The following is a 14021-nucleotide window of genomic DNA, read 5'->3' as shown; positions in this document are numbered from 1 at the left end:
TATGTCTATCTATGACGGCATTTGCAATAGAATTGACATGTTCTAATATTCTTAGAAAACTCCTATACTCCTGTTGCTTCATCATCCGCATCCTTGTCTATCTCACCGCGCAAATACGCAATATCCGATCGAATATCCTGCAAGGTTTCAGCCACACGGCTGCCCTGCTCCCGATAATCTGCCGATACTTTGCGGAACAATACAGCAATAATCAACAGGCTTACAAAGAAAATGCCGAAAAATACCCACAAAGCGGCCACATCCGACAGCACGCGGTTCAAGCCGAACAGCAAACCGACCAAGCCCACCATCAACAGCGCGCCGGACAACACCAGCCAGATCGCCAACCGGAACACATTCTCCGCCTGACGCGTCAAATCCAAGCTCAATACCTGCAAACGCAACAGCAGCAAATCCGCGCCCTGATTCAACAAAGCCTTGCCATGTTCAAAACGCTGGCGAATTCCCATCTCGATTATCCTTTTTCTTAGGAAGCATAAGGCTAAGGCCGTCTGCACGGCGCAATGAAATCCACGATTTCATGCACACGCCTGTTCAGACGGCCTTAACATATTCACATTAACGGCGGTTCAACAACACACCAACAACCAAACCGGCCAATGCGGCAAAACCCATCGCATAATATGGTTTTTCATGCACCACTTCATCAGCGTGTTTGGCACCGCGTTTCAAACGCTCGCCCGCATCGGCTTCAAATTCGGCAAAACGCTCTTTGCCTTCTTTCAAACGCTCCTGAGCCGCTTCTTCAAACTGTTCGTATTTTTCACGCGCACGTTCGGCATGATGGCGCAGACGTTCGCCGGCCTCTTCTTCAAAACGGCTCAAACGCTCTTTGGCCACAGCCAATTTTTCTTCCAATTTGGCTCGGGCTTTGCTGCCTTCTTCCGAACCGGCTTCAACACCATTGCGGTACAACTCTTCCACATCATCCATTACTTCTCGGATGTCTTTCAGCAAAGCCTCGCGACGTGCTTCAAAATCGTGTTTTTTCATGGTTTTCTCCTTGATATAGATTGATATGGTTACAGATTATTCATCTGTTAATAACATTATAACCATTTATTTCCAAATAAACGTTAATTTAAATAAAATTAAGTGCTTATTATGAAAACAACCCAATGAAATTTAAAAAAGGCCGTCTGAAAACTTCAGACGGCCTTTTCACTTCAGCTTAAAGACTTAAGTCTTATGCTAAACCTTTTGCTTTCAACACTTCCAGCATGGTAGTGCCTAACTCGGCAGGGCTGCGGGTGTAAGCGATACCGGCTTTTTCGAAAGCGGCGAATTTTTCTTCGGCAGTACCTTTACCGCCGGAGATAATCGCACCGGCGTGGCCCATACGTTTGCCTTTAGGAGCGGTAACACCAGCGATGTAACCTACAACAGGTTTGGTTACGTTGGATTGGATGTATTCGGCTGCTTCTTCTTCCGCAGTACCGCCGATTTCACCGATCATGATGATGGCGTCAGTATCTGGGTCTTCTTGGAAGAGTTTCAGTGCGTCGATTTGGTTCATACCAGGAATCGGGTCGCCGCCGATACCGATACAGGTTGATTGACCCAAGCCCAGTTTGGTGGTTTGTGCCACAGCTTCGTAAGTCAATGTACCGGAACGGGAAATAATACCGATGCGGCCCGGAGTGTGGATGTGGCCCGGCATAATGCCGATTTTGCACTCACCCGGAGTAATCACGCCAGGGCAGTTAGGGCCGACCAAGCGGGTACCGTTGCCGTTGGTTTCCAAGTAGCGTTTGGCTTTGAGCATGTCCAGAGTAGGCACGCCTTCGGTAATCACAACGACCAAGCCTACGCCTGAATCAACTGCTTCAACGATAGAATCCAAAACAAACGGAGCGGGAACGTAAATTACAGATGCGTCAGCGCCGGTTTCTTTAACGGCTTCTTTCATAGTGTTGAATACAGGCAGGTTCAGGTGGGTTTGACCGCCTTTTCCTGGGGTAACGCCGCCGACAACTTTAGTGCCGTAAGCCAGAGCTTGTTCGGAGTGGAAAGTACCGTTTTTACCAGTGAAACCTTGAACCAATACTTTGGTGTCTTTATTAATCAATACGCTCATTCTTTTCTCCTTAGGCGTTTACGGCTGCAACAATTTTTTCGGCTGCGTCATTCAGGCCGTCTGCAGAAGTCAGTTTCAGACCTGATTCGTTCAGGATTTTCGCGCCGAGTTCGGCGTTGTTACCTTCCAAACGAACAACGACAGGAACGTTGACGTTGATTTCTTTAACGGCTGCCACGATGGCTTCCGCAATCATGTCGCAACGTACGATACCGCCGAAGATGTTGATCAATACGCCTTTAACGGATTTGTCTTCCAGAATCAGTTTGAACGCTTCAACCACGCGGTCTTTGGTTGCGCCGCCGCCGACGTCCAAGAAGTTGGCAGGCTGGCCGCCTTTCAGTTTGATGATGTCCATAGTGGCCATCGCCAAACCGGCACCGTTAACCATACAGCCGATGTTGCCTTCCAGGGCAACATAGTTCAGGTCGAATTCGGAAGCTTTCAGCTCGCGTTCGTTTTCTTGAGATTTGTCGCGCAAAGCGGCAATTTTCGGCAGGCGGTAGAGCGCGTTGCTGTCGATACCGATTTTGCCGTCTACACAGGCCAAGTCGCCGTTTTCACGGACTGCCAATGGGTTTACTTCAAACAGGGCGAAGTCGTTTTCGACAAACGCTTTGTACGCGCCGGTCATCAGTTTGACGAACTCGTTGATTTGTTTGTCTTTCAAGCCCAGTTGGAAGGCAACTTCGCGAGCTTGGCAAGGTTGCAGGCCGACCAGCGGATCAACGGTTACTTTGAAGATTTTTTCTGGAGTTTCGGCAGCAACTTTTTCAATTTCCACGCCGCCTTCGGTAGAAGCCATGAATGTAACGCGGCGGGTAGAACGGTCAACCACTGCGCCCAAGTACAGCTCGGTTTGAACAGGATACATATCTTCGCAAACCAAAACGCTGTTGACAGGTTGGCCGTTGGCATCGGTTTGGTAAGTTACCAAGTTGGTGCCAATCAGGCTTTCAGCCACTTCTTTAGCTTCTTCGCGGCTTTTAACGACTTTTACGCCGCCCGCTTTACCGCGGCCGCCGGCGTGTACTTGTGCTTTGACAACAGCGAATTTGCCGCCCAATTTGTCGTAAGCTGCAGCGGCTTCTTCGCCGTTGTGTGCCAAAATACCGCCTTGTACGGGCAAACCGTAGCTAGCCAGCAGTTCTTTAGCCTGATACTCGTGTAAATTCATGGATTTCTCCTTAAGGTGAGTGGGTTTTAGGAATCGCCCTGCGGCCAATCCCATATTTTCAGACGGCCCTACTATTTACTGAAGGGCAACCACATCCGCGCCAGCAGATACATGGTTGCGCCGCCTCCTCCGAGAATAAAAAAGACAATGCCTTTTTTATGCGAATTCGGGCAGAGCAGATAAACGGCAAGGCTGAAACTGATAAACAACAATGCCACGCGCCAAACCAATTCTTTATCTTTGAAACGGTTGAGCGTATAAGTTTCGGTCATCATCACATACATCTGCCACAATGCGGCCATACACATGCTGATGATGCCCATCGGTATAAAGAAAATACCGACTATTTCTTTGTTCATAATGAATGTAAATGCTGTTTGTTTACCTGACGGAATTATAAATCAGAAAACGAAGCTCTCGAAACATTCAATTTGTCGGAGGCCTTAAGGCCGTCTGAAAAGTTTCAGACGGCCTTAATGTCTATCAACCGTGCAAAGCGCGTTTGTCGGCCGCCAATGCAGCTTCGTGAACCACTTCGGACAAGGTTGGGTGGGCATGGATAATGCGGGCGATGTCTTCGCTGCTGGCGAAGAATTCGAGTGCAGTCACACCTTCGGTAACCAATTCGCTGACAACTGGGCCAATCATGTGTACGCCTAAGATGCGGTCGGTTTTAGCATCTGCCAATACTTTAACCGTACCTTTAGCTTTGCCCATTGCCAATGCGCGACCGTTTGCACCGAAACCTGAAGTACCTTTTTTGTACTCCACGCCTTCGGCTTTGAGCTGCTCTTCGGTTTTACCCACCCAAGCGATTTCAGGGTCGGTGTAAATAACAAACGGTACGTTGTTGAAGTCGATATGTGGTTTTTGACCGGCAATGCGCTCGGCAACGGCAACGCCTTCGTCGCTGGCTTTGTGTGCCAACATCGGGCCGCGAACCACGTCGCCGATTGCCCATACGTTAGGCAGGTTGGTACGGCATTCGCCATCTACTTTGATAAAGCCGCGTTCGTCTTTTTCCAAGCCTACGGCTTCGGCGTTCAGGCCTTTGGTGTTTGGAATACGGCCGATGGCAACGATCAGTTTGTCGAATACTTCGGTTTTGGCTTCGCCGGCAGCAGTTTCGTAAGCAACGGAAACGCCTTTGCCTTCAGACTTGATGTCACCGATTTTCACGCCCAATTCGATGCTCAAGCCTTGCTCTTTGGTGAAGTATTTGAAGGCTTCTTTGGCGATTTGCTGGTCGGCGGCAGCCAGGAAGGTCGGCGCAGCTTCAAGAATGGTAACTTCTGCACCCACACGATTCCATACGGAACCCATTTCCAAACCAATCACGCCGGAACCGATCACGCCGAGTTTGGCAGGTACTTCAGTCAGGTTCAATGCGCCTTCGTTATCCAATACGTTCACGTTGTCGATAGCGACTTGTGGCAGCGGACGCGGTACAGAACCGGTGGCTACGATGACGTGTTTGGCTTCGATAACGGTTTTCTCGCCTTTGTTATCGACTTCGATTTGGTAAGCATCGCCATTTTTACCGGCAAAGGAAGCAGTACCGAACAGGCTGGTTACTTTGTTTTTTTGGAACAGGAATTTCACGCCGCCGGTCAGTTTGGTCACGATGGCATCTTTGCGCTCAATCATTTTGGCCGCGTCGAATTTTACGTCGCCGACAGTGATACCGTGTTCGGCAAAATCGTGTTGCGCAGCGTGGAAATATTCGCTGGATTGCAACAGGGCTTTAGAAGGGATACAGCCTACGTTCAAGCAAGTACCGCCCAATGCAGGGGCATTGCCTGCTTTGTTAACGCCTGCATCGACGCAAGCGGTTTTGAAACCCAGTTGCGCAGCACGGATGGCGGCAACGTATCCGCCCGGGCCTGCACCAATCACTACTACATCATATTGAGACATCGTGTCATCCTTTGCTTTTAGCAGTATCTCAAAATAAAAACGATACTTTTCGTTTCTTTTTTATTTTGAATGACTGCGTTTTGATGGTTTTAAGAAAAGGCCGTCTGAAAGTCCATATCTGTCGATTCATTCGAATCAAATGTTTCAGACGGCCTCAATCGTTCGTTGAGCCTATTGTAGCACGATACTACATTACGCTACATCTAAATAAAAATTCAGACGGCCTTTTCATTAACAAATAAAAGGCCGTCTGAAACGATTACAGATCCAATAACAGGCGAGCTGGGTCTTCCAACGCGTCTTTAATGGCTACCAAGGTCAATACAGCTTCGCGGCCGTCGATGATACGGTGGTCGTAAGACAGAGCCAGATACATCATTGGACGGACAACAACTTGACCGTTTTCAACCACAGCGCGCTCTTTAGTGGCGTGCATACCCAAAATCGCAGATTGAGGCGGGTTGATGATCGGGGTAGACATCATAGAACCGAAAGTACCGCCGTTGGTAATACTGAATGTACCACCGGTCAGATCTTCGATAGCGATTTTGCCGTCTTTAGCTTTTTTCGCGTAATCAACAATTGCTTGTTCGATGTCGGCAATGCTCATTTGGTCGGCATCGCGCAGGATTGGTACAACCAAACCGCGTGGGCTGCCAATTGCGATACCGATGTCGAAGTAGCCGTGGTACACGATGTCTTTGCCGTCAACAGAAGCATTCACAACCGGGTATTTTTTCAGGGCGGCAACAGCGGCTTTAACGAAGAAGGACATAAAGCCCAGTTTCACGCCGTGTTCTTTCTCGAATTTTTCTTTGTACTTCGCACGCAAGTCCATGATTGGTTTCATGTTGACTTCGTTGAATGTAGTCAGAATGGCGTTTTCTTGTTGAGAAGCCAAGAGGCGTTCTGCAACACGGGCACGCAGGCGGCTCATTGGTACGCGTTCTTCAGGACGTGCGCCGGCAGGAAGTGCAACGGCAGGGGCTGCGGCTGCTGCAGGTTTGGCAGCGGCATTTTGTACGTCTTCTTTCAATACGCGACCGTCACGGCCAGAACCTTGCAATGCGTTCACGTCAACACCGGTCTCGGCAGCCAGTTTGGCGGCGGCAGGCATAGCGGCGTTGTTTTGTGCAGCAGCAGGAGCGGCAGCTGGGGCTGCTTCTGCAGGCGCGGCGGCAGGTGCTTCAGCGGCAGCGGTAGCAGCTGTATCGATGCGTGCCAAAACTTGGTCGGCAACAACGGTTTCACCGTCTTGAGCTACGATTTCAACCAATACGCCGGCTTGTGGAGAAGGTACTTCCAAAACCACTTTGTCAGTTTCGATATCGATCAGGATTTCGTCACGGGCAACGGCTTCGCCAACTTTCTTCTTCCATTCCAAGAGCGTGCCTTCAGATACGCTTTCAGACAGCATAGGTACTTTTACATCAATAATCATTTTGTGTCTCCAATGGCCCTTTCAGACGGCCTGTTGTGTGTTTTTAATTCTGCATATGGGCATTCCGCCTGAGCAGACTCAGACGGAATGCTACTTAGTTTATAACGCCAAAGCGTCTTCAACCAATTGTTTCAATTGAGCAATGTGTTTGCTTGAGTAGCCCACTGCAGGCGATGCGCTGCTTGGACGACCGGCATAAGACAGTTTTTGCTCTTCGCTGATAACGTCTTCAATGCGGTGGCGGATTTGGTAGAACGCACCTTGGTTTTTCGGCTCTTCTTGTGTCCAAACCACAGATTTTGCGTTCGGATATTTCGCCAGTTCAGCTTTAACCTCCTCGTATGGGAACGGATACAGCTGCTCAACGCGGACGATAGCGACATCATCTTCCAGTTTACGCTCGGCACGGCCTGCTTCCAAGTCATAGTAAACCTGACCGGCACACAATACTACGCGTTTCACGCTGTCGTTGCTTGTGCGTTCTGCGGTATCGCCGATAACCGGACGGAAAGTCGAACCTTCGGTGAAGTTTTCCAGCGGGCTCATTGCACCTTTGAAGCGCAACAGGCGTTTGGACATGAAAATCACCAGCGGTTTGCGGTATGAACCCAAGACTTGACGTTGCAAGAGGTGGAACATTTGCGACGCTTCAGACGGCATGATGACTTGCATATTGTTCTCAGAACACAGTTGCAACCAACGTTCTACGCGTGCAGAAGAGTGCTCAGGGCCTTGACCGTCGTAGCCGTGCGGCAGGATGGTGGTCAGGCCGCACAAACGACCCCATTTGGTTTCGCCTGAAGACAGGAATTGGTCGATAGTTACTTGCGCGCCGTTGGCGAAGTCACCGAATTGAGCTTCCCAAATAGTCAGCTTGTCAGGAGCGGAGCAGGCAAAGCCATACTCGAACGCCATCACGGCTTCTTCGTTCAAGATAGAGTCGATAACCAGGAACTCGCCCAAGCCTTCGCCCATGTTGCGCAGAGGAACATAAGTACCGTCGTCCCATTTTTCGCGTTTTTGATCGTGCAGAACGGCATGACGGTGTGAGAATGTACCGCGGCCGGAGTCCTCACCGGAGATACGCACGCCATGACCTTTAGTCAGCAGGCTTGCGTATGCGAGGGTTTCGGCCATACCCCAGTCGATGGCTTGTTTGCCGGATGCCATGGCTTTACGCGCTTCAATCACACGTTTCGCAGTCGGATGCAGGGCAAAGCCTTCCGGTACGGCGGTGAATTTCTCGGTAAGACGCTCAATGTCGGCGGCAGGCAAACCGGTTTCGATTTTTTCGCGCCAATCTTTGCCTTGGTATTTGCTCCAGTCGATTTGTGTGCGTTGGAAGTTGCTCAAAGTTGTTTGTTCAACATGTTCGCCTTTGTCCAAAGCATCACGGTAAGCTTGGATGTAGCCGTCAGCCTCAGCTTGAGTTACCACACCTTCGGCAATCAGTTGCTCGGTGTACAAAGCACGCGCACCCGGGTGTTGCGATACTTTTTTGTACATCATCGGTTGGGTCAGGGTCGGATCATCGCCCTCGTTGTGGCCCCATTTACGGTAGCAGACAACGTCGATCACGATGTCTTTATGGAATTTTTTGCGGTAATCCAAAGCGGCTTGGATGGCAAAGCAAACGCGTTCAGGATCATCACCATTCACATGGATAACCGGAGCGGAAACCATTTTCGCAATATCGGTACAGTGTACGGTTGAACGGGTATCGCGGGTATCGGAAGTCGTAAAGCCGATTTGGTTGTTGATCACGATGTGAACAGTACCGCCGGTGGTATAACCGCGTGTTTTAGACAGGTTGAATGTTGCTTGGTTAACACCCAAACCGATAAATGCGGAGTCACCGTGAATCAATACCGGCAAGACTTTATCGCGGCCGTTTTCGCCCAAACGTTTTTGTTTGGCGCGCGCAGAACCTTCCACTACTGGGTTAACAATTTCCAAGTGTGACGGGTTGAATGCCAAAGAAACGTGCATTGGGCCGTGTGGCGTAGCGATGTCGGAGCTGAAGCCCATATGGTATTTCACGTCGCCACTAGGCAATTTGATTTCGGCACGGCCTTCAAATTCAGCAAACAGATCAGCCGGTTTTTTGCCCAAAATGTTAACCAAAACATTCAGACGGCCACGGTGTGCCATACCGATGATGACTTCTTCCACGCCGTCTTTACCAGCGTTTTGAATCAGGTAATTCAAACCGGCAATAGCGCTTTCGCCGCCTTCTACACCAAAGCGTTTTTGACCGACATATTTGGTATGCAGGTAGCGTTCCAGAGTTTCGGCAGCAGTCATTTCTTTCAAGATACGGCGTTTCTGTTCAACGTTGTAGCTTGGCGTAGACAGTACGCTTTCAAAATAATTGCGAACCCAGCGGCGCTCTTCGGTATTTGGAATGTAGATGTACTCTACCGCGATATGGCCGCAGTAGGTTTGTTTGAGGTTGCTGATGATTTGGGACAGAGGCAGTTTGCTCTGACCGGAAAAATCGCCCTCACCCATATTGAACTGAAGCGCCATATCGGCATCTGACAGACCATGGAATTTAGGATCGAGAGCTTCGATATTTTGAGGAGGAATACGTTTGAGCGGATCAAGTTGGGCTGCACCCACGCCTTGGATACGATAAGCAGAAATCAGTCGCAAAACGCTGACTTGCTTTTTCATCATTGCCTCATCCACACCGCCTGCGACGGCTGCGGCAATTTTCTTTTTAGCCAAAGTGGCAAATGATTCACGAATCGGTGTATGGGCAACATCGACAGCGACTGCGCCCGGCTGTTTACTCAAATCGGTAAAGTACTGTTTCCATTTTTCATCGACAGATTCCGGATTATCCAGAAACTTTTCATACAACTCCTCGATGTATGGCGCATTAGAACCAAACAGATAAGAGAAATTGAGTTTTTCGTCCATCATGGCGTGAGCTCTTTTCTTTAAAATATAAACAAAGGGTAGAATTCCGTGTTCTCCGAACGGAATTCAGGCCGTCTGAAATGACACTTTATTCTACCCTATTTCAAATCAAATTACCTGCTATCAACTTAATTAATTACGACCAACCTCATTGAAAACGGCAATTCGATTTTTTCAAACGACTTTTCAACAATATATTAATGTATTGTCTATTAGCGTTTATCTACCGGAACGTAATCGCGACGCTCTGCACCGGTATACAGTTGACGTGGGCGACCGATTTTCAGTGCCGGATCGCTAATCATTTCATGCCAATGAGAAATCCAACCTACACTGCGCGACAATGCGAAGATAACGGTAAACATTTCAGTTGGAATGCCCAATGCGGACAAGACGATACCGGAGTAGAAATCGACGTTTGGATACAGCTTGCGCTCAACAAAGAATGGATCTTTCAGTGCAATTTGTTCCAATTCCATCGCCAGCTTGAATTTAGGACTGTCTTCCAAGCCCAATTCTTTCAAGACTTCATAACAGGTTTCGCGCATGATGTTGGCTCGTGGGTCCATATTGCGATATACGCGGTGACCGAAGCCCATCAGACGGTATCTGCGTTGTTTCACGCCTTCCATGTATTCGGCAACATTAGACACATCGCCGATTTCATCCAACATTTTCAACACGGCCTCGTTTGCACCGCCGTGTGAAGCACCCCACAGGCAAGCGATACCGGCTGCAATACAGGCAAACGGGTTCGCGCCTGAAGAGCCAGCCAAACGCACGGTTGAAGTTGACGCGTTTTGCTCGTGATCGGCATGCAAAATAAAGATACGGTCGAGCGCGCGGGCCAATACTGGATTAGGTTTATATTCTTCACATGGTGTGGCAAACATCATGTGCAAGAAGTTTTCAGCATAGGAAAGGTTATTTTTAGGATAATTGAACGGCAGACCGTTGGAATAACGGTAACACATTGCCGCAATGGTCGGAATTTTGGAGATTAAGCGGTAAATCGCGATTTTGCGGTGCTCAGGATTGGCAATATCCAAGCTGTCTTGGTAGAAAGCAGACAAAGCGCCAACCACGCCAACCATCATCGCCATTGGGTGCGCATCGCGACGGAAACCGCGGAAAAACCAAGTCAGCTGCTCATGCAGCATAGTATGGCGACCGACTGTGGCATCAAATTCTTTTTTCTGTTCAGGGGTAGGCAGTTCGCCGTAAATCAACAGATAGCAAACTTCCAAATAATCGGATTTTTCTGCCAGCTGCTCGATAGGATAACCACGGTAATACAACAGACCTTCATCGCCATCAATATAAGTGATTTTGGATTCGCAACTTGCAGTTGACACGAATCCTGGGTCGAATGAAAACAGACCTGTATTTTTTGTCAAAGTACGGATATCAACCACATCATGGCCGATACTTGCTTCCAATACTGGCAGTTCCAAGGTCTCTTGATTTGGGGTGGTGAGCTTGACTGATTTAGACATTCTTAAACTCCTTTGTAAGTTGGGGCTTTCGTTGCCGCCTAAGCGGCACGGTCCTTTTTTTCAGACGGCCTCAGTATGGAAAGAGCTTGTTCGGATTGGCATCGCAAACAAGCTCTATAACACGTCATGCCTGTCTGATTTTTTCAAGCATGGGAATCAGGTGTTTCTTGTCCGTCGCCGAATGTCCGTTAATCAAGGCAAGCAATTCTTGGTCTTGAAATTCGAGGATTTCGGAAAATTCGGACAACTCCTGATCACTCAGGTGCTCGAATTCTTTTTCCATAAACCTACCGAAGATTAAGTCTAATTCCAACAATCCCCGGCGGGTTTGAAAACGGATTTTCCGTTTGGCAATATCGTCAAAAACCATCATTTCTTAAACGGCTCGTTTCAACATAATCTCTTTAATCTTACCGATGGCTCGGGTCGGATTCAAGTGTTTAGGACATACGTCTACGCAGTTCATAATGGTGTGACAACGGAACAAACGGTATGGGTCGTTCAGATTATCCAAACGCTCATTAGTAATGGTATCACGGCTATCCGCAATGAAACGGTAAGCATTCAGCAAACCGGACGGGCCAACGAATTTATCAGGGTTCCACCAGAATGACGGGCAGGCAGTCGAACAGCAGGCGCACAAAATACATTCGTACAAACCGTCCAACTCTTTACGCTCTTCCTGAGTTTGCAGACGCTCTTTGTCCGCATCGATAGGGTTATCGTTGACAACGTAAGGTTTAATGGAGTGATATTGTTTGAAGAATTGGGTCATATCCACAATCAGGTCGCGGATAACAGGCAGACCTGGCAGAGGGCGGATTTTAACCGGCTGTTTCAGGCCGCGCAGATCGGTCAGACATGCTAAGCCGTTTTTGCCGTTGATGTTCATACCGTCAGAACCGCAAATACCTTCGCGGCAAGAACGGCGGAAAGACAATGTATCGTCTTGTGCTTTCAGGCGCACTAAAGCGTCCAAAAGTTTAACGTCCGTTGGTTCCAATTCCAACTCGTAACGTTGCATATAAGGTTTGGCATCAACGTCCGGGTTGTAACGGTAAATTTCAAAACTCATTTTTTCCATGAGAAGTGTTCCTTTTCTCATAAACTGCCCAATGATTTTGTATTATGAATTCAAGCAGTTCAATGTGGGTATGGTTAGGTTTCAGACGGCCTTTAAGGTAAAGGCCGTCTGAAAACTCATCAATAAACGCGTTTAGCCGGTTTGATGTATTCCACGCTCAAAGGCTTGGTATGTACCGGTTTGTAAGACAAAGTATTAGTATCTGAATGATACAGGGTATGTTTCATCCAGTTTTCGTCATCGCGCTCAGGATGGTCGTCTGAAGCGTGTGCGCCGCGCGATTCTTTACGCGCTTCGGCGGACACCAAAGTCGCTTTCGCTACTTCAATCAGATTATCCAATTCCAAAGCTTCGATACGCGCGGTATTCCACACTTTGCTCTTGTCTTTGATTTCAGTACGTTTCACGCGCTCGGCAATCTCCATGATTTCTCGAACGCCTTTGCTCAGAATCTCATCGGTACGGAACACACCGGCGTGCAGTTGTACGGAGCGTTGCAGTTCGCGACGCAATGCATCAACGTTTTCGCCGCCAGTTTGATTATCCAAACGCTCGATACGTTGGCGGGTCAATTCACCGGCATTAGCAGGCAGAGGTTTCCAGTCGCTTTGCTCTTTGATAAATTTAATCATGCTGTCGCCGGCAGCTTTACCGAATACCACCAAGTCTAACAGGGAGTTAGTACCCAAGCGGTTTGCACCGTGCACGGAAGCACAAGCGCACTCGCCTGCCGCATACAGACCTTTTACAGGTACTTCGTAATCTTCACCTTGCGGAACGACAACTTCGCCATGGTAGTTGGTCGGAATACCGCCCATCATGTAGTGGGTAGTCGGCACAACAGGAATCGGGTCTTTAATCGGATCAATACCGGCAAACTGAATGGAAATCTCGCGGATGCCCGGCAATTTTTCCATAATTTTTTCTGCGCCGATATGGTCGATTTTCAGCAAAACGTGGTCTTTGTTTTTACCACAGCCACGACCTTCGTAAATTTCCATTGCCATCGCACGGGAAACCACGTCACGGGAAGCCAAGTCTTTTACAGTCGGAGCGTAACGTTCCATAAAGCGTTCGCCGTCGGCATTCAACAGAATACCGCCCTCACCGCGCACACCCTCGGTAATCAATACACCGGCACCGGCTACACCAGTCGGGTGGAATTGCCAGAATTCCATGTCTTCCAACGGAATACCTGCACGGGCACAAATACCCAAACCATCACCGGTATTCATATAAGCATTGGTAGAAGAAGCATAAATACGACCGCCACCACCGGTAGCAAACATCACAGCTTTAGCGTGGAAAATATAAACTTCGCCGGTTTCCATTTCCATGGCTGTTACACCGACTACGTCGCCGTTTTCATCACGAATCAAATCTTGCGCCGTCCATTCCACAAAGAATTGTGTATTGGCACGGACGTTTTGTTGGTACAAAGTATGCAACATCGCATGACCGGTACGGTCGGCAACCGCACATGCACGCTCTACGGCACGTTTACCGTGTTCGGCAGTATGACCACCGAAAGGACGTTGGTAGATTTTGCCACTTTCCACACGGTCAAAAGGCATACCCATGTGTTCCAACTCAATTACGGCTTCAGGCGCTGCGCGACACATAAATTCAATCGCATCTTGGTCGCCCAACCAGTCAGAACCTTTCACGGTATCGTACATATGCCAATCCCAACGGTCTTCCTGCACATTACCCAATGAAGCAGAAATACCGCCTTGAGCTGCTACAGTATGAGAACGGGTTGGGAACACTTTAGACAAAACAGCACAATTCAGGCCGGATTTAGACAATTGGAGGGCTGCGCGTAAACCTGCACCACCACCGCCAACAATCACGGCATCAAACTTGCGAACAGGAAAACCCAT

At 48.8% G+C, this 14021-nt stretch carries 12 protein-coding genes; all 12 read right to left on the bottom strand.

The genetic code is table 11. The features are described 5' to 3' along the window. Positions 1-62: 62 nt before the first annotated feature. The 12 genes from DBY97_RS10125 to sdhA all read right to left on the bottom strand — a co-directional run bounded on the left by DBY97_RS10125 (position 63) and on the right by sdhA (position 14021). Positions 63-470, bottom strand: a complete 408-nt coding sequence (locus DBY97_RS10125) for a phage holin family protein (RefSeq protein WP_070632098.1) — start codon at positions 468-470, stop codon at positions 63-65. 109 nt (positions 471-579) lie between these two features. After that, positions 580-1014, bottom strand: a complete 435-nt coding sequence (locus tag DBY97_RS10120; RefSeq protein WP_004519274.1) for a DUF883 family protein — start codon at positions 1012-1014, stop codon at positions 580-582. 193 nt (positions 1015-1207) lie between these two features. Continuing rightward, positions 1208-2098, bottom strand: coding sequence for a succinate--CoA ligase subunit alpha (sucD, locus tag DBY97_RS10115; protein WP_002221113.1), 891 nt, complete (start codon positions 2096-2098; stop codon positions 1208-1210). Between the two features lie 10 nt (positions 2099-2108). Continuing rightward, complete coding sequence (sucC, locus tag DBY97_RS10110) at positions 2109-3275, bottom strand: ADP-forming succinate--CoA ligase subunit beta (protein WP_049352726.1); 1167 nt, start codon at positions 3273-3275, stop codon at positions 2109-2111. A gap of 71 nt (positions 3276-3346) precedes the next feature. Further along, positions 3347-3634 carry a hypothetical protein gene (locus tag DBY97_RS10105; protein WP_107858240.1) on the bottom strand — a complete coding sequence of 96 codons (288 nt, stop codon included), beginning with the start codon at positions 3632-3634 and terminating at the stop codon, positions 3347-3349. Positions 3635-3758: 124 nt separating this feature from the next. Further along, positions 3759-5192: a dihydrolipoyl dehydrogenase gene (gene lpdA, locus DBY97_RS10100; RefSeq protein WP_070645452.1), complete on the bottom strand. Its 1434-nt coding sequence runs from the start codon at positions 5190-5192 to the stop codon at positions 3759-3761. Positions 5193-5451: 259 nt separating this feature from the next. Then, a complete protein-coding gene (gene odhB / locus DBY97_RS10090) occupies positions 5452-6633 on the bottom strand; it encodes a 2-oxoglutarate dehydrogenase complex dihydrolipoyllysine-residue succinyltransferase (protein ID WP_002217383.1) in 1182 nt (393 codons plus the stop codon). Between the two features lie 99 nt (positions 6634-6732). After that, positions 6733-9561 carry a 2-oxoglutarate dehydrogenase E1 component gene (locus DBY97_RS10085; RefSeq protein ID WP_107858239.1) on the bottom strand — a complete coding sequence of 943 codons (2829 nt, stop codon included), beginning with the start codon at positions 9559-9561 and terminating at the stop codon, positions 6733-6735. 209 nt (positions 9562-9770) lie between these two features. Then, on the bottom strand, positions 9771-11054 hold the full coding sequence (gene gltA / locus DBY97_RS10080; protein ID WP_107858238.1) for a citrate synthase: 1284 nt from the start codon (positions 11052-11054) through the stop codon (positions 9771-9773). A gap of 124 nt (positions 11055-11178) precedes the next feature. Further along, positions 11179-11427: a succinate dehydrogenase assembly factor 2 gene (locus tag DBY97_RS10075; protein ID WP_003678830.1), complete on the bottom strand. Its 249-nt coding sequence runs from the start codon at positions 11425-11427 to the stop codon at positions 11179-11181. Between the two features lie 3 nt (positions 11428-11430). Beyond that, the gene (locus tag DBY97_RS10070) at positions 11431-12138 is read right to left on the bottom strand and encodes a succinate dehydrogenase iron-sulfur subunit (RefSeq protein ID WP_002241462.1); all 708 of its coding nucleotides are present in this window, start codon (positions 12136-12138) and stop codon (positions 11431-11433) included. A 119-nt stretch (positions 12139-12257) separates the two neighbouring features. Then, a complete protein-coding gene (gene sdhA, locus DBY97_RS10065; protein WP_070461322.1) occupies positions 12258-14021 on the bottom strand; it encodes a succinate dehydrogenase flavoprotein subunit in 1764 nt (587 codons plus the stop codon).

The organism is Neisseria subflava, assembly GCF_003044645.1.
Taxonomy (GTDB): domain Bacteria; phylum Pseudomonadota; class Gammaproteobacteria; order Burkholderiales; family Neisseriaceae; genus Neisseria; species Neisseria subflava_B.
Note: the sequence above shows the minus strand (reverse complement) of the source record. Positions and strands in the feature narration are given on the sequence as shown.

What these genes read in the sequence shown, in the direction of transcription:
- DBY97_RS10085 (WP_107858239.1), bottom strand. Translation starts at nt 9,561, where the DNA reads ATGATGGACGAAAAACTCAATTTCTCTTATCTGTTTGGTTCTAATGCG.
- sucC (WP_049352726.1), bottom strand. Translation starts at nt 3,275, where the DNA reads ATGAATTTACACGAGTATCAGGCTAAAGAACTGCTGGCTAGCTACGGT.
- lpdA (WP_070645452.1), bottom strand. Translation starts at nt 5,192, where the DNA reads ATGTCTCAATATGATGTAGTAGTGATTGGTGCAGGCCCGGGCGGATAC.
- sucD (WP_002221113.1), bottom strand. Translation starts at nt 2,098, where the DNA reads ATGAGCGTATTGATTAATAAAGACACCAAAGTATTGGTTCAAGGTTTC.
- sdhA (WP_070461322.1), bottom strand. Translation starts at nt 14,021, where the DNA reads ATGGGTTTTCCTGTTCGCAAGTTTGATGCCGTGATTGTTGGCGGTGGT.
- gltA (WP_107858238.1), bottom strand. Translation starts at nt 11,054, where the DNA reads ATGTCTAAATCAGTCAAGCTCACCACCCCAAATCAAGAGACCTTGGAA.
- DBY97_RS10120 (WP_004519274.1), bottom strand. Translation starts at nt 1,014, where the DNA reads ATGAAAAAACACGATTTTGAAGCACGTCGCGAGGCTTTGCTGAAAGAC.
- DBY97_RS10075 (WP_003678830.1), bottom strand. Translation starts at nt 11,427, where the DNA reads ATGATGGTTTTTGACGATATTGCCAAACGGAAAATCCGTTTTCAAACC.
- odhB (WP_002217383.1), bottom strand. Translation starts at nt 6,633, where the DNA reads ATGATTATTGATGTAAAAGTACCTATGCTGTCTGAAAGCGTATCTGAA.
- DBY97_RS10070 (WP_002241462.1), bottom strand. Translation starts at nt 12,138, where the DNA reads ATGGAAAAAATGAGTTTTGAAATTTACCGTTACAACCCGGACGTTGAT.
- DBY97_RS10105 (WP_107858240.1), bottom strand. Translation starts at nt 3,634, where the DNA reads ATGAACAAAGAAATAGTCGGTATTTTCTTTATACCGATGGGCATCATC.
- DBY97_RS10125 (WP_070632098.1), bottom strand. Translation starts at nt 470, where the DNA reads ATGGGAATTCGCCAGCGTTTTGAACATGGCAAGGCTTTGTTGAATCAG.